This window comes from Kitasatospora sp. NPDC004745 (assembly GCF_042873275.1).
Classification (GTDB): Bacteria; Actinomycetota; Actinomycetes; order Streptomycetales; family Streptomycetaceae; genus Kitasatospora.
Window position 1 is genome coordinate 80,825 of sequence record NZ_JBIALK010000014.1, and the last position, 15,424, is coordinate 96,248.

Consider the following 15,424-nt stretch of genomic DNA (forward strand, 5'->3'; position numbering starts at 1 on the left):
GTGCGACCTCGGCAGGGTGGACGGCGGGTGGGGGGCAATACGGGAAGGGAACGGGTGGCATGGCGGCGGCAGGGCGGAGCACCGAGTCCGTGTGGGAGTACCCGCGCCCGCCGGCCGTCGAGCCGGTGCCCGGCCGTCTGGTCGAGGTCCGGTTCGCCGGGATGCTGGTCGCGTCCAGCAGCCGGGCACTGCGGGTGCTGGAGACCAGCCACCCGCCGGTGTACTACCTGCCGCCCGCCGACGTGGCCACCGGTCTGCTGACGGAGGGCCGGGGAGTCAGCGTGTGCGAGTGGAAGGGCCTCGCCCGGTACTGGGACCTGCGGGTGGGGCCCCGGCTGGCGCCCTCGGCGGCCTGGAGCTACCCGGACCCGCTGCCCGGCTACCGCGCGCTGCGCGACTTCCTGGCGTTCTACCCGGGCCGGGTGGACGACTGCACCGTCGACGGGGAGGCCGTGCTGGCCCAGGAGGGGGACTTCTACGGAGGCTGGATCACCAGCGAGATCACCGGCCCGTTCAAGGGCGGCGCGGGCACCGCGGGCTGGTGACGCGAGGGCCCGGCGAACGCGCGCCCGGGAGCCGCTGGGACTCCGGACGCGCGCACCGGACGCGGGGCACGGGCATGCGCGCCGGCTACCCGCGGTGGGCCGGGACGGGCTGGACCGCCACCACCGGGTGCAGCGGAGCGCGGCCGGGGAGGGCGAGCCGGGCCGCGACCGCGCCGAGCAGGCACACACCGGCGGCGACCAGGCAGGCCACGTGGAACCCGTCCATGAACGCGGCCCGTACGGCGTCCAGCAGCTGCCCGCGCCCGTCCGGGCCGGCGGCCGCCGCGGTGCCCAGGGCGGAGGCCACCGAGTGCCCGGCGTCGGCGGCCACCCGCGGCGGCAGTGCGGCGAAGGCGGTCGTCGTGAGGTGGCTCGCGTAGAGCGAGGTGAAGACCGAGCCGAGGACGGCGACGCCGAGGGTGCCGCCGGCCTCGCGGGTCGCGTCGTTGACCGCGGAGCCGACGCCGGCCTTCGCCGGCGGGAGGACGCTGAGGATCGACTCGGTCGCCGGCGCGGTGGTGAGGCCCAGTCCGAGGCCGATGAGCACCATCTGCCCGACGACCTGCGGGTAGCCCGTGAAGGCCGACGAGGTGGAGATCCAGGCGAAGGACGTGCCCAGCAGTACCAGTCCGGTGGTCACCACGGCCCTGGTGCCGAGCCTGCCGACGAGGGCGACGCCGCCGATCGAGCCGAGGGCGATGGTGAGGGCGACGGGAAGGATCCGTACGCCGGTGGAGAGGGTGCCGTAGCCGCGGATGAACTGGAAGTACTGGGTGACGAGGAAGATGAAGCCGAAGAGGGCGAAGAAGGCGACGGTGACGGATCCGCTCGCGGCGGAGAAGGCCGGGGTGCGGAACAGGGTCAGGTCGATCATCGGGTGGGCGCGACCGCGTTCGATCCGGACGAAGACCGCGGTCAGCGCGATCGCGGCGGCGAAGCCGGCGATGCTGGCCGGGGCGCTCCACCCGCGGTCCGGCGCCTCGATGAGCGTGTAGACCAGGACGCCGATGGCGGCCGAGGAGGCCGCGAGACCGGCCGGGTCGAGGCGGGCCGAGGCGGGGTCGTTCGACTCCGGGACCCACCGCCAGGCCGCGACCAGCGCCAGCAGCGCGACGGGCACCAGGGCGAGGAAGACCGACGGCCAGGAGAAGTGCGCCAGCAGCAGGCCGCCGACGACGGGCCCGACCGCGACGCCGAGGCCGGTGACGGCTCCCCAGACGCCGACGGCCTTCGCGCGCGAGCGGCGGTCGGGGAAGGTGTTGGTGATGATCGACAGGGTGGTCGGGAAGATCACCGCGGCGCAGGCGCCCATCGCGAAGCGCGCCGCGATCAGCGGGCCCGGGGATCCGGCGGCGCTGCCCAGCACGCTGGTGACGGCGAACCCGGCCAGTCCGAGCAGCAGGGCGGGGCGCCGGCCGAAGCGGTCGCCGAGCGAGCCGGCGGTGAGGACCAGGGTGGCGAAGGCGAGGTTGTAGCCGTCGACGACCCACTGGAGGTCGCGGGTGCCGGCGCCGAGCTGCCGGCTCAGGTCGGGCAGGGCGACGTTGACGATGGTCGTGTCGAGGTTGATCGCGAAGGCGGCGAGGCAGACCGTGGCCAGGACGAGCAGCGGCCGTCGCGAGGGGGAGGCGGGCATCGGGGACTCCATCCGCCGTGCATGTTGACATCGGGAACATGCTCTCCTTGCCACCGTGGCACTCGCGGTGGACACTGTCAACATATCGGCGGAAAAGAGTCGGAAAAGTGGAAAAGCGGGCATATCACCACGGGGCGCTGCGCGAGGCGATGGTCGAGGCGGGTGTCGCCCTGGCCCGGACGGGCGGACCCTCGGCCGTCGTCCTGCGCGCCGTCGGCCGGCGGGTCGGCGTCTCCCACAACGCGGCCTACCGGCACTTCGCCGACCGGGAGGACCTCCTGGCCGCCGTCGCGGCCGGCTGCATGACCGAGCTCGGCCGACTGATGCTCCGGCGCACCGCCGAGGTCCGGGAGGACGACCCGGTCCAGCGGGCCTGGTCCAGGCTGGAGGCCATCGGGCGCGCGTACATCGACTTCGCCACCACCGAACACGGCTGGTTCCGCACGGCCTTCTCCGGCGCCACCGCCCACCCCGGTGCCGCTTCCAAGGCTGACGGACGCTCCGACCCGCCCTCCGGAGCCGGATCCGGGACCGAAGCCGGGGCCGGGGCCGACACCACCGACCCGTACGTCCTGCTCGGCCGTCAGCTCGACGAACTGGTCGCGGTCGGCGCCGTGCCGGCGGAACGCCGCCCCGGCGCGCACTACGCGGCCTGGTCCGCCGTCCACGGCCTCTCCGCCCTGCTCGTCGACGGCCCCCTGCGCGAGCTGCCCGAGGACGAACGCCGCCTGGCGGCCGACACCGTCCTCGCCACCGTCGCCCGCGGGCTCTGACCGCGAGCTCTGACCGGGGGTTGTGACCGCGAGCCGTACACTCCACCCGGGACCCGGGGCCGGCCGGCATCCACGGGTGCGCCGCCTGCCCGCCGGACCGTCCCGAGACCCCGCCCCGGAGACCGTGGAGCCCGCATGACCGACGCCACCGACAGCACGGCCGCACGGCAGCCGGAGGGCTTCAGCACCTCCCGCCTGGAGGCCTTCAGCGACGGCGTCTTCGCGATCGCGATCACCCTGCTCGTCCTGGACCTCCGCGTCCCGGAGCCCGACACCCTCCACGGCGAGTCGCTGGCCGCCGCGCTCGCCCACCAGTGGCCGGCCTATTTCGCCTACCTGGTCAGCTTCCTGGTGATCGGCATCATCTGGATCAACCACCACGGCATGTGCGTCCTCGCCGACCGGGTCGACCGCCGCACCCTGTTCGCCAACCTCTTCCTGCTGCTGACCGTCTCCGTCATCCCGTACCCGACGCGGATGCTCTCGGCGTACCTGACGGCCGGTCACGACGACGCCCACACCGCCGCCGCCCTCTACGCGGCCACCATGCTCGCCATGGGCGTCGCGTTCTCCCTGCTCTTCCTCTCCTTCACGCGGGACGCCCGCACCCTGCACCACCCGATCCCGCCGCAGGCCCTCCGGGCCGCGCTGCGCCGCTTCGGCACCGGCGGGCTCTGCTACGCCGCCACCATCGGGCTCGCCTACGTCAGCCCCGTCGCGATGCTCGCGACCCACGCGGCCCTGGCCGTCTACTACTGCTTCGACCAGCTCGCCCCCGCCCGCGCCGCGAGCGCGTGACGGCCCGGTCCTCCCGAGCCCCGCGGTGGACCGCCGCGTCCGACGCCCCGCACGGCCGTTCGTATCCACCCCCTATGATCGCGATCCGGGGGGAAGACCGTTGAGCTGCTCGGGCATTGCCGTGTCCGCTCCCTTCGGCGACGCACGCCCGCGCCGCCGATTCGACGACCGGGAGACGAAGACTCGGTGATACTCACTCAACGCCTGGGCCGCGGGCTACTGGCCGGCGCCTCGGCGCTCGCGCTGGCGCTGCTGCCCGCAGGCCTCGCCCCCACCACGGCGGCCGCCGCCCCGGTCGGCGCACCGGTCGGTGACGGGTCCGGGCCGGTGCCGGCGGACCTCGGTTCCACCCGCGCCTTCGCGGACACCTTCCAGCTGGACCCGGCCCAGGACACCGACCCGATGTACGGGCTGAACGTCGGGATCGACGCCCGGCAGTCGCCCCCGGCCGGGCAGCACGGGATCTCCTACACCCGGGTCTCCGGCCGGTGGGACACCACCGCCGCACCCGCCCAGTGGTTCGTCCAGACCAGCCACCCGAACCACCCGAACAAGCTGCTGTTCGCCAAGGGCGTCTCCGCGGTCATGCTCGGCGCGCCGGCCGTCGCGGACGCCACCGGCCACTACACCGTCTCGACGGTGATCGACCCGGTCGTCGGTGACACCGTCAGCAAGGACTGGGGCTCGATCGTGCTGAGCCGCAGCCACCGCAGCACCGGCTACGTCACCGGCGGCGACGTCGACCTCGGCCTGACCGTCACCTCGGGCGGCGAGCTCGCCCTCTTCCACGGCGGCGAGACCCCGTTCTGGACCGGCAGGGTGGCGCCCACGGCGCAGTACGCCGTCTCCCTCGCCGTCTCCACCGGGGCCGACCGCGCCCTCACCCTGACGGTGAACGGCACCCCGTTCACCGTCTCCGCGCCGGCCGGGGTGACCCGCTGGCCGGGCAGCGAGTTCCTCTACCTCGGCGCCTACCTCTCCACCGAGGACCGCGTCACCACCTTCGGCGACGGCGCCGGCCACGGCCTGAACGTCAGCAGGGTGGACACCGGCGCCATCCGCAGCGCCAAGCCGCTGGTCGACACCTTCGACGGCGCGCCCAACGCCACCGCCGACTCCGGGCTCAACCAGGACCTCAGCGCCCGCCAGCCGAGCCTGATCTCCGCCGACTACACCGCCGTCTCGGGCGTCCGGGGCCTGGCCCTCACCCCGCCGGCGGGCTCGGTGCAGGTCAACAGCCCGGCCAACCCGAACGTGCTGTCCTTCCCCAAGGGCACCGCGGCCGTCCGTCTGAACAAGCCGGCCACCTCGGACGTCCCGACCGGCGCCTACACGGTGCACGCCGCCCTGACGCCCGTGGTCGGCAGCACCTCCGGCCAGGACTGGGCCTCCCTCGCCGTCAGCAACGCCTCGGGCGGCACGGGCGCCGTGGACGCCGAGGACGTCGCGCTCGGCCTGCGCGTCCAGGCCGACGGCGGGCTGACGCTCCTCCAGGGCGGCACGCCGACCGCCCTGCCGGCCGTCCCGGCGGCGGGCTCCTACGAGGTGTCGGTCGCGCTGGCGACCGGCGACAAGCAGCGGGCGACCGTGACGGTCAACGGCGCGACGGTCTTCTCCGGCCGCACCGCCGCCCAGCTGCCCCGCGACGGCTACGTCTCGCTCGGCGCCCACCACTCGGCGGCCGGCCAGGTCACCACCGTGGACGACCTGCGGGTCTCCATGCTGGGCGGGCTCGGCTACTACGGGTACTTCGACATCCGGGACCCGAACGACCCCAACTTCAGCGTCAACCACGCGCCGGAGGTGGCGTCGTGGACGAACCTCAACACCTACCTGCGCGACCGGGACCCGCGCCTGGACTTCCTGGACCAGTGCCTGCCGTCCTCCTGCGTGATCGACCTCAACCAGGAGACGGTGCTCCCGCGGCCGGACGACTCCTGGCGCTTCGACCCGAACCCGAGCGCCGCGCAGAACCTGCTCGACCTGGCGAAGCGGATCGGGCCGAACCTCGACAAGATCGCCGCCGTCGACCTCAGCGACGAGGCCTACTCGCACGGGCTGAGCCCCGCACAGGTCCAGACTCAGGCCGCCCAGATCAAGGCCGCTTTCCCGGACAAGATGCTGATCATGAGCCTCGACCACTGGAACGCCGAGCAGACGGCGCCGATCCCGTCCGTCGTCGACATCGTCGGGTTCGACTACTACTGCGTGGGCCGGGGCGAGATCCAGCCGCGGCTGGCGAACCTCAAGACCTTCCTCTCCTCGCCGGACCAGCACCTGATGCTCTTCCCGGAGTCCACCAACCAGGAGAAGGTCGCGGACAACTGCTACCCCGACCGGACCGACGCCGACGTCGCGGCGTTCAACGCCGAGTACCGCGCGATCGCCGCGCAGGACCCGCGCGTGGTCTACCTGCAGAACTTCCGCTGGCTCGGCCCCGACCAGCCGACCAAGGTGCCGCTGACCGTCGCCGCGCAGCAGCGGATCGGCAGGGCCGTGGTGAACGCCACGCCCGGGCCGGCGCCCGCCTCGGTGGGCGTGTACCGCAAGGCGGACGCCAGCTTCGGCGAGGCCGCCCACAACGGCTGGTTCACCGGCCGGACGGTCTTCGGCGGCGGCGGGAACGCCGTCCCGCTGACCGGCCACTGGAACGGCCCGGGCACCGACACCATCGGCGTCTACCACCCCGAGACCGCGACCTTCCAGCTGTCGAACGACAACGCCACCGTGGCCGCCACCTTCCCGTTCGGCGTCCCCGGTGACATCCCCCTGGTCGGCGACTGGAGCGGGCAGGGGCGGACCACCGTCGGCGTCTACCGGCCCGGCGACCAGACCTTCTACCTCTCCGACGACAACTCCACCGTCAAGTACCGCATCCCGCTGGGCAACGCGGGCTGGAAGCCGCTGGTCGGCGACTGGGACGGCAACGGCACCACCACCGTCGGCGTCTACGACCCGGACACCCAGGTCTTCTACCTGAACGACTCCAACCAGACGGAGCACGTGCGACCGGGCATCAAGTTCGGCAACCCCGGTGACATCCCGATCAAGGGCGACTGGGACGGCACCGGCAAGGAGAGCATCGGCGTCTACCGGCCCGGCGACCAGGGCTTCTACGGCGCCGCGGAGAACTCGGACCTGGTGATCTACAGCAAGAAGTTCGGCAACGCGGGTGACGTCCCGCTGGTCGGCAACTGGGGCTGACCGGCCGTCCGACCGGGCGCCCTCCCGACCGCCGCACGGCGATCGGGAGGGCGCCCTTCGCGTCGGCGCGGAGACCGGCCCGGGCGCCCGCGAGCGGAGCCTCGGCCATGCGTCTCCTCGGCCGTGCGCCCCCTCAGCCCTGCGCCCGGAGGTACGCCGACAGTTCGGCGGCGCCGGACAGCAGCGCCCGCCCGCGGGCGGACAGCCGCTCGCGCCAGTCGTGCAGGGCGGCCTCCAGCGGCTCCAGCCCGCCGGCCGCCCGCACCTGGGCGATCAGCGGGGCGATCTGCTCCAGCAGGTAGCCGCCGCGCCGGAGTTGGTGGGCCAGCCGGGCGTCCCGGACGTCGGCCTCGCGGTAGACGCGGTACCCGGTCTGCGGGTCGCGGCGCGGGCGCACCAGCCCGGCGCGCTCCCAGGCGCGCAGGGTCGCGGGCCGGATCCCGAGCCGGCCGGCCAGCGGCCCGATGAACGTGCCGTCGGGTCCGGACGCCCGGCCCGGCCCGGACCCGGGCCCAGCCCCGGGTTCTGCCCCGGGTTCTGCCCCGAGGGGGCCCAGGCCGCGGAGGGCGCTCTCCACCGCCTCAAGGGTCCGGCGGTCCTCGAGGAGCTGGGCGTGGCTCTCGTCGACGAGACGCAGCGCCTCGTCGGCGCCGCCCTCGTTCACGGCCCGCATGATCGCCGCAGCCGTCCGGTGGCCGTGCCCGGGCACCAGGGCGAGGAAGGCGCGCAGGGCCTGCGCGTGCAGCCCGGTGTAGGTGCGGTAGCCGGTGGGCGTGCGACCGGCGGCCGGGAGGATGCCGGCCTCCTCGTAGTTCCTGACCGCCTGCGTCGACAGCCCGTGCGCACGCGCCAGATCGACCGGCCGAAGCCGATCACCGCTTTGAGGGTTGGAGCCCATCCACCTGGCCGATCTCACCGAGAAGTCTCAACCGAAGCTTCAACGATACCGTTGAAGCCATGGCCACCGACATCAAGAACGCCGTGCACGCCGTCGATGCCGCCGCCGTCCTGGGGCTGCTCCCTGCCCGGCCGCGGCTGCTCGCCCTGGGCGAGCCCACCCACGGCGAGGACGCGCTGCTCGACCTGCGCAACGACCTCTTCCGGCAGCTCGTCGAGCAGGAGGGGTACCGGACGATCGCGATCGAGAGCGACTGCCTCGCGGGCCGGCTGGTGGACGACCACGTCACCGGGGGCACCGGCACCCTGGACGAGGTCATGGAGCACGGCTTCAGCCACGAGTGGGGCGCCCTCGCGGGCAACCGCGAGCTGGTGCGCTGGATGCGCGCCCACAACGATGGCCGGCCCGCCGCCGACCGGGTCCGTTTCGCCGGGTTCGACGGCCCGCTGGAGATCGCCGCCGCCGCGAGCCCCCGACAGGCCCTCACCGCGCTGCACGGCCACCTCGCGGCGCACCTCGACGCGGAGCTGCTCCCGTGCACGGCGGAGACGCTCGACCGCCTGCTCGGGCCCGACGACCGGTGGACCGAACCCGCCGCCATGACGGACCCGGCCCGGTCCACCGGCCGCTCGGCCGAGGCCGAGCGGCTCCGGCTGCTCGCCGACGACCTGGGGGCGCTGCTCGACGCGCAGGCGCCGCACCTGCTCGCCGCGACCTCGCCGGAGGAGGTGGAACGGGCCCGCCTGCACGCACGCACCGCCACCGGCCTGCTCCGCTACCACCACGCGATGGCCGACCCGTCGCCGGCTCGGATGAGCCGGCTGTGCGCCCAGCGCGACCTGATGATGGCCGAGAACCTCCTCGCCCTCGCCGACCGGGGCCCGGTCCTCGTCCACGCCCACAACTCCCACCTCCAGCGGCGGAAGAGCTCGATGCGGATGTGGCAGGGCCCGGTGGAGTGGTGGAGCGCCGGTGCGCTGGTCAGTGCCCGGCTCGGCGCGGAGTACGCCGTCGTGGCCACCGCCCTCGGCACGATCCGCCACCGGGGCGTGGACACCCCGCCCGACGACACCCTCGAAGGCCTCCTGTACGCGCTGCCCGGAGACCGCTGCGTCGTCGGCGCCGCCCGCCTGGCCACCGCCCTCGGCGATCCGGGTCCGGCACCCCGGACGTCCCCCTGGTTCGGCTACGCGCCGTTCGACCCGACCCACCTCGCGGACACCGACGCCCTCGTCTTCGTCCGCGACGTCCGGCAGGTTCCGGCGGACGCCTGATGCCTGGCCCCTGGCCCCTGGCCCCTGGCCCAGGGGCCAGGTGACATTACGTCGCGATGACCGATGCCGGTCACGGAGTGGCCCGCATACCGTCGGCGACGTCACCCACGCAGCAGCAGAAGCGGGCCCCGCAGCGCGCCGTCGGCGACCCGCGGTCGGCGTGGCGCGGTCGGCGGGGCCCAGGCCGCGGCGCTCAGGCCGACGGCACGGTGACCGTGCACAGCCGCTTGGTGGCCCGGGTGAGTGCGACGTAGAGGTCGCGCTCCCCGCCCGGGCGGGCGGCGGTGATGCCGTCCGGGTCGACGACGACGGCGGCGTCGAACTCCAGGCCGCGCGCCTGCGAGGCCGGGACCAGGACGGCGTGCCGCTCGACGCCCGCGGCCGCGAGCTGCTCCGCCCGGCCGTCGGCGCAGACCACGCCGACCAGCTCGCCGGGGTGCGCGGCGTGCTGCGCCCGCAGCTCCCGCAGCAGCTCGGCGACGAGCGACCCCGGGGCGGTGGCGAGGGTGCGGGGCGTCTCACCGTGCCGGATGGAGCGGATCGCCGGCTGGTCCGGGGCGATCCGGGCGAGCAGCTCCTCCGTGCCGGCGAGGATCTCCTGGGTGGTGCGGTAGCTGACGGTCAGGGTGCGCAGGTCGAAGCGCGGGCCGAGGTGCGGGCCGAGCGCCTGGTGCCAGTCCCGGGCCGTCGTGGCCGGCCCGGCCTGGGCGAAGTCCCCGACCAGGGTCATCGACCTGCCCGGGCAGCGGCGCACCACCATCCGCCACTGCATGGCGGTGAGTTCCTGCGCCTCGTCGACGACGACGTGGCCGAAGACCCGCGCGGGCGGCCCGTCGACCAGGCTCGCGGCCTCGTCGAGGAGCGGCACGTCGGCGTCCGTCCAGGGGGCGTCGGGCGCCCGCCGCAGCAGGGCCCACTGGTCGTCGGTGAACCCGGGCAGGTGCCCGGCCGCCCCGTCGTCGCCCGCCAGCAGGGCGTCGACCACCTCGGTGGGCGTCAGCCGCGGCCAGAGCTCCTCGACGGCGCGGTCGAGCGCGGCGTCCTCCAGCAGCTCGGCACGCACGGCGTCGGCGTCGAACTCGTCGGCGCCGGTGGCGGGCGCGGCGTCGACGCCGAGGCGGCGCAGGTCCGCCGCCGCGACCCGGTCGAGGTCGAGGCCGGTCAGCTGCGCGACCTCGGCGTCGATCTGCTCCAGGGCGTCGGCGCTGCTGCGGGCGAGCTCCCGCACCAGGGCGTCGACCAGCAGCTCCTTGAACAGCCGGCGCGCCGGGTTGTGCGCGCGGCCGCCCGCCCGCGCCGCCCGCCGGGCCTGGGCGACGTCGCCGTCCGGCAGCCGGATCCACTCCTGCCCGACCCGGACCTCGAAGCCGCCGGCCGGGGCCTGCCGGGCGCGGACCAGGGCGGCCAGCGCGTCGGCGAGTTCGGCGCCGCCCTTCAGCCGCGCCGCCTCGAAGGCGTCCGCCGCGCCGGGTACGACGCCGGCCAGCTCCTCGCAGGTCGCCAGGACGACGTCGTTCTCGCCGAGCGAGGGCAGCACCTGGCCGATGTAGTCCAGGAACCGCGCGTTCGGCCCGAGCACCAGCACGCCGCGCTCGGCCGCCTTCGGGAAGGCGTACAGCACGTACGCGGCGCGGTGCAGCGCCACCACCGTCTTCCCGGTGCCCGGGCCGCCCTGCACGACCGTCACCCCGCGGTGCGGCGAGCGGACGATGGTGTCCTGTTCGGCCTGCAGGGTGGCGACCGCCGTCCCCATCCGGCCCGTCCGCCGCTCCTGGAGCGCGGCCGTCAGCGGGCCGTCGCCGACCACGTCGTGGGCGGTGGGCTCGGAGCCGTCGAGCAGTTCGTCGCTCACCCCGACCACGGTGCGGTCCGCCGTCCGCAGGTGGCGGCGCCGGCGCAGGCGCATGGGGTGGACGGGCGTCGCCTCGTAGAAGGGCCGCGCGGCCTCGGCGCGCCAGTCCACCAGCACCGGCAGCTCGTCGGTGTCCCGGTGCAGACCCAGCCGTCCGATCCGCAGGACGGTGCCGTCCGCCAGGTCGATCCGGCCGAAGACCAGCCCGCCCTCGGCCCCCTCCAGCCGGCGGACCTCCGTCGCCAGGCGCCCGGCCGCCACCTCCCGCTCGTACACCTCGCCCGCGCCGTCGGACGTCGAGGCGAGCACGCGCGCCAGCTCCTCCCGGGTGCCGGCGAGCCGTTCGTCGAACAGCCCGGCTATGACGGCGACCTCGGCCCGCTCGCGTTCCACCTCGCGCGCGCCGGCCTCGTTGATCTGGGACAAGAAACGGTCCTCCCCGCTCGACCTGCGGATCTGTCGATCCGTCACTGTGTCGACGCGTCACTATGCAGACCGTTTCCGGAAATGTAAACGTTGACCGGACCGGCCGTTGTATGGCCCCGGGGCCCGGCGGACGGCCCGTGGGCAGGCGTGCGCGGGGCCTCGTCGGGCGGGCGGCGGGCGGACGGCCTCCGGATCCGGGCGGCGCCACGAACGGCCGGGTGCCCCGGCGCGACGGGCCGGGGCACCTCGGTCAGGGGGGGCAGGGGGAGGGGCGGGTCAGCAGTTGCCGGGGGCCGGCCGGTGGGCGAACCGGTCGGCGATCCAGCTCAGGTACTCCTGCTGGGCGACGAAGGGCACGGTGTTGTGGGTGGCGCCCTGGTAGGTCGTGTACTCGACCGGCTGGGAGAAGCCGCAGGCGCGCCTGACGTACTGCTCGGTGGAGTGCGGGTTGATCACGGTGTCGTCGGTGCCCTGCATCACCAGGATCGGTGCGAGGCCGGTGGTGTAGCCGGGCGTGTTCTCGTGGAAGCGGTCGCGCCAGGACCGGGGGACGTCCCTGATCGGCTGGAACAGCGTGTCCAGCTGGTGCGTGTCGCCCACGTTGTTCTGGATGACGTCGGCGAAGTGCTCGATGCAGGCGGTGGCGTCGCCCTGGAGGGCCTCGATCCCGGCCGGCTTGAGGACCCCGGAGGCCTGCAGCTCCGGGTAGGCGGCGAGGAAGCCGCGGTAGAGGTTGATCCGCAGGGCCGCGTTGTGGGACTCGGAGGAGTCGCTGCGCGGGCCGGGCAGCACCTGTCCTTCGAGCTCAGGCCCGATGTCGGCGGCGGGGGCCAGCGCGGCGACCCCGACGAGGTCGACCCCCCGGGCGTACCCGGAGGCGTCCTGGCCGACGAACAGCCCGGCGCCGCCGCCCTGCGACCAGCCGAGGACGGCCGTCTGGCTGCCCGCGTGCGCCTCCCGGAGCCGGTGGACGGCGAGGACGGAGTCCAGCACGTTGCGGGTCTCGGTCGCGCCCACCACGTACTGGTGCACGCCGGGGGTGCCCAGCCCCTGGTAGTCGGTGGCGACCACGACGTCGCCGGCGGCCAGGAAGTCGGTCAGCGCCGGGATGCCGACGTCGATCGAGTACGGGCTCTGGTAGCTGAAGTAGTCGATCAGGTTGACGGCCGGGTCCGGTGCGGCCGAGGGCGCGCACTGGCGGGGGCCGCCGACGGTGCCGTGCGCCCAGGCCACCACGTTGCGCCCGCCGCGGGGGGAGGAGGGGCCGTCGGGCCAGACCACCAGGCCGGACACCGCCACGGCGGCCCCGTCGTGGAGGGTGGAGCGGTACAGGATCCGGCAGGCGTGCGCGTGCTCCGGGGCGGGGACCTGCCGGGCCCAGATCAGAGTGCCGTGCGGGCCGTCCGGCAGCGGGGACGGCGGCTCGTAGAAGTCCGGGCCGTCCGGACCGAGCGGGACACCCGGCGCACACCGGGCGGTGTCGCCGCCGTGGTCGTCGCCGTGCCCCCACGCGCCGCCCGCGGCCGCGGCCGGTTGCCCCGCGGACACCAGGGTGAGCAGAGCGGCCACCGCGCCGGCTCGAAGCCATGCCCTCATTCGTCGATTCCTCTCGCTGCACAGGGTGACGCCACGTCACCTGATGTGACGATGCTCACTCGGTGCGGAGGGCGGGGCAATCGCTGCGGCCGGATGGCGGACCGGCCCGTCGGTGGCGGGCCGGGGGCGGAGGGGCGGAGGGGCGGGATCGGGGCTCGGACGGGCGCGCCGGTGCGTCAGGAGGCGTCGGTGAGCACGCGGGTGAAGCCGTCCAGCAGGGCCCGGTTGGTGGCCCGGGCCTGCGGGGTGTCGACGTGGATGGTGTTGACGAACAGACCGTCGTCGGTGCGGTGCAGCCACTGCAGCAGTCCGTTGCAGCCCGAGACCCAGACGTGCAGGCGGGCCCGCTGGGCGGCGTGCCGGTCGGCACCGGGCAGCCGGCGGAAGTCGATGTAGGAGTAGAAGTTCACCGCGTGCGGCCAGTAGTGCAGCCGCGCGTACTCGGCGGGGGCGAGCAGCCGCCAGGCCTTCACGAAGTGCACCCCGGCGTGGGCCTGCAGCTGCCCGTAGGCGTCCTGGGCTGCGGTCAGCACCTCGCCGAAGCCCGCCCGCGGCCCGACCGGGAACTCGATCGGCAGGGTGTTGATGAACCACCCCATCGACTCCGCGTAGACGCCCCGGCCGCGTTCGTTGACCGGCACCAGGCCGCGGTAGACCTCGGGCCCGCCCTCCTGCCGCAGGGCGATCGCCAGCCCGGCGAGCAGCCCCATCGACAGCCGCCCGCCGCGGGCCCGGCAGGCGGTGCCGAAGGCCTCGGCCTGGCGGGCGCTGAGCAGGCGCTCGGTGCCGGCGGTCGGCGCGTACAGCCGGCCGGGCCGGACGCCGAGGTCGAGCGGGAAGCGGGGGAAGAGGCCGCCGTTGCGGTCGCGGAACGCCCGCCAGTAGTCCAGCCGCGCGTCGTCGGCGCGCATGGCGCGGTTGGCCCGGCGCTGGCCGCGGCTGAACTCCAGGTAGCTGCCCGGCTGTTGGGCCGCATCCTCGGTGCGGGCCGGGCGTGCCGGGCGGACCCGGTCGGCCTCGGGTCCGTCAGCGGCTTCGGTGGCGGCTTCGGTGGCGGTTCCGGCCGCGGTGAGGCTCCGGTAGGCCGTGGTGATGTCGTTGACGGCGATCGCGCTGGAGAGGCCGTCGGTGACCAGGTGGTCGCAGGAGAACCAGACGGTGGTCGACTCCGGCCGCACCACCGCGCCCATGGTGATCAGCGGCCAGGAGAGGGTGTCCACCTCCTTGAACGCGTCGTGGAGGTGGCGCTCGACCTCCGCGGGCGTCTCCAACGGGCCGGCGTAGACGTGCTTGAGGGCCACCTCCCCGGGCGACAGGACCTCGCAGCCGAGGTCCCCGCCCAGCGGCTGGTAGACCGCCCGGAGCACCTCGTGACGTCGCACCAGGTGGAGCAGCGCGACCGCCAGCGCGTCCAGGTCGACCGGACCGGCCAGTTCGAAGCTGGCCGCGACGTAGGAGCGGATCGGCTCGTCGACGCTCTGGGCGTGCTGGGCCACGGTGAAATGTTTCGCCTGGTTGTAACCGGTCATCCGGCGCGGGGCGGGGTCGCCGCCGGTCAACGGGACCAGGTGCCACCGGTGGGCCTCGCCCGGGCCGATCTCGGAGTCCTCGACTGAGATCTGGAGCATGTCGCCCTCTTCTGCCGCTGTCGTCGTCGGGTGGTACCAGAGCGGTCGGATGTCGGCCCACCAGCTGGTGCCGTACCAACGCGACGGCCCGGCGCTCGGATACGGGCAGCCGCCGTTCGGGTGACGGTGACCGGACGCCGGGGCCGTGCCCTCCGGCGCGTCCGCGGACCGGGCTCGGCCCGCCGGGATCCCCTCACGGCTGGGCCGTCGGCGTACGAGCGCACGCCGGAGCTGCGGGGACCCGCGGTCGAACGGCGGGTCGAGCGCCGCGTCGGAGTGCGGTCGGGCCCGTCGCGGTGGGCGGATTCCACGGCCGCCGCGACGGCCGGTGCCGCCGGGGGACCGGCCACGTCTCACCCCGTGGACACGTGGTGGGATTTCCGCGCCCCCGGCCGCGGGTTCGCACTAGGCTGGCCGGGCAGCTGGTTCGCCCTGTCCGCCAGGCAGGCGCGTCGCAAGAGGGAACCCGGTGACGCCATTCACGTGGCCATTCCGGGACTGCCCCGCAGCGGTGAGTGGGAACGACCGCCGTCATACGCACTGGGCCCGGACGGGCCTGGGAAGCGACGGCCAGTAGGTGACCGCCCTGACCAGGGCGGCCGCGCCCGCGAGTCCGAAGACCTGCCACTGCCCGCACGCGACCGATCGCGCGCGGACATCCCGGTGACCTCGTGGGCGGGTCGGCGTGCACACCAGGCGGGTCCGGCGCATCCCTGCGCCCGCGGCCGCGCCCGGTCGGGCACCCCTTCGCACCCTCGTCCCGTCCCCGGGGACCAGAGGAAGCAGACTCGCGA

At 74.7% G+C, this 15,424-nt stretch carries 10 protein-coding genes and 1 riboswitch; of the genes, 5 read left to right on the forward strand and 5 right to left on the reverse strand.

Annotated features, from left to right (window positions below; all coding sequences use genetic code 11):
- Positions 1-59: 59 nt before the first annotated feature.
- A complete protein-coding gene (locus ACFYUY_RS22690; RefSeq protein ID WP_360216806.1) occupies positions 60-545 on the forward strand; it encodes a DUF427 domain-containing protein in 486 nt (161 codons plus the stop codon).
- A gap of 85 nt (positions 546-630) precedes the next feature.
- On the opposite strand, the gene ACFYUY_RS22695 is transcribed toward ACFYUY_RS22690, so the two are convergent.
- Positions 631-2,181, reverse strand: coding sequence for an MFS transporter (locus ACFYUY_RS22695; protein ID WP_387902935.1), 1,551 nt, complete (start codon positions 2,179-2,181; stop codon positions 631-633).
- A gap of 107 nt (positions 2,182-2,288) precedes the next feature.
- Between ACFYUY_RS22695 and ACFYUY_RS22700 the strand changes: the two genes are divergently transcribed.
- From ACFYUY_RS22700 to ACFYUY_RS22710, 3 genes are all read left to right on the forward strand, one after another.
- Complete coding sequence (locus ACFYUY_RS22700) at positions 2,289-2,954, forward strand: TetR/AcrR family transcriptional regulator (RefSeq protein WP_387902938.1); 666 nt, start codon at positions 2,289-2,291, stop codon at positions 2,952-2,954.
- Between the two features lie 135 nt (positions 2,955-3,089).
- On the forward strand, positions 3,090-3,752 hold the full coding sequence (locus tag ACFYUY_RS22705) for a TMEM175 family protein (protein WP_360216815.1): 663 nt from the start codon (positions 3,090-3,092) through the stop codon (positions 3,750-3,752).
- A gap of 186 nt (positions 3,753-3,938) precedes the next feature.
- Entirely contained in the window at positions 3,939-6,956 is a 3,018-nt protein-coding gene (locus ACFYUY_RS22710; RefSeq protein WP_387902941.1) for a hypothetical protein, read from the forward strand.
- A gap of 133 nt (positions 6,957-7,089) precedes the next feature.
- Here ACFYUY_RS22710 and ACFYUY_RS22715 read toward each other — a convergent pair whose 3' ends face one another.
- Positions 7,090-7,854, reverse strand: a complete 765-nt coding sequence (locus ACFYUY_RS22715) for a TioE family transcriptional regulator (protein ID WP_387902944.1) — start codon at positions 7,852-7,854, stop codon at positions 7,090-7,092.
- Between the two features lie 59 nt (positions 7,855-7,913).
- On the opposite strand from ACFYUY_RS22715, the gene ACFYUY_RS22720 reads away from it, so the two are divergent.
- Positions 7,914-9,128 (forward strand): erythromycin esterase family protein, encoded by a 1,215-nt coding sequence (locus tag ACFYUY_RS22720; RefSeq protein WP_387902947.1) that lies wholly within the window; start codon positions 7,914-7,916, stop codon positions 9,126-9,128.
- A gap of 193 nt (positions 9,129-9,321) precedes the next feature.
- Here the strand turns inward: ACFYUY_RS22720 and ACFYUY_RS22725 are convergent, their stop codons facing one another.
- From ACFYUY_RS22725 to ACFYUY_RS22735, 3 genes are all read right to left on the reverse strand, one after another.
- Entirely contained in the window at positions 9,322-11,406 is a 2,085-nt protein-coding gene (locus ACFYUY_RS22725; protein ID WP_387902949.1) for a HelD family protein, read from the reverse strand.
- Positions 11,407-11,682: 276 nt separating this feature from the next.
- On the reverse strand, positions 11,683-13,002 hold the full coding sequence (locus tag ACFYUY_RS22730) for a lipase family protein (RefSeq protein ID WP_387902951.1): 1,320 nt from the start codon (positions 13,000-13,002) through the stop codon (positions 11,683-11,685).
- Between the two features lie 176 nt (positions 13,003-13,178).
- Positions 13,179-14,630, reverse strand: a complete 1,452-nt coding sequence (locus ACFYUY_RS22735; RefSeq protein WP_387902953.1) for a condensation domain-containing protein — start codon at positions 14,628-14,630, stop codon at positions 13,179-13,181.
- Between the two features lie 423 nt (positions 14,631-15,053).
- A riboswitch (cobalamin riboswitch) is annotated at positions 15,054-15,257 on the forward strand.
- Positions 15,258-15,424 lie beyond the last annotated feature (167 nt).

What these genes read in the sequence shown, in the direction of transcription:
- ACFYUY_RS22690 (WP_360216806.1), top strand. Translation starts at nt 60, where the DNA reads ATGGCGGCGGCAGGGCGGAGCACCGAGTCCGTGTGGGAGTACCCGCGC.
- ACFYUY_RS22695 (WP_387902935.1), bottom strand. Translation starts at nt 2,181, where the DNA reads ATGCCCGCCTCCCCCTCGCGACGGCCGCTGCTCGTCCTGGCCACGGTC.
- ACFYUY_RS22705 (WP_360216815.1), top strand. Translation starts at nt 3,090, where the DNA reads ATGACCGACGCCACCGACAGCACGGCCGCACGGCAGCCGGAGGGCTTC.
- ACFYUY_RS22715 (WP_387902944.1), bottom strand. Translation starts at nt 7,854, where the DNA reads ATGGGCTCCAACCCTCAAAGCGGTGATCGGCTTCGGCCGGTCGATCTG.
- ACFYUY_RS22720 (WP_387902947.1), top strand. Translation starts at nt 7,914, where the DNA reads ATGGCCACCGACATCAAGAACGCCGTGCACGCCGTCGATGCCGCCGCC.
- ACFYUY_RS22730 (WP_387902951.1), bottom strand. Translation starts at nt 13,002, where the DNA reads ATGAGGGCATGGCTTCGAGCCGGCGCGGTGGCCGCTCTGCTCACCCTG.
- ACFYUY_RS22735 (WP_387902953.1), bottom strand. Translation starts at nt 14,630, where the DNA reads ATGCTCCAGATCTCAGTCGAGGACTCCGAGATCGGCCCGGGCGAGGCC.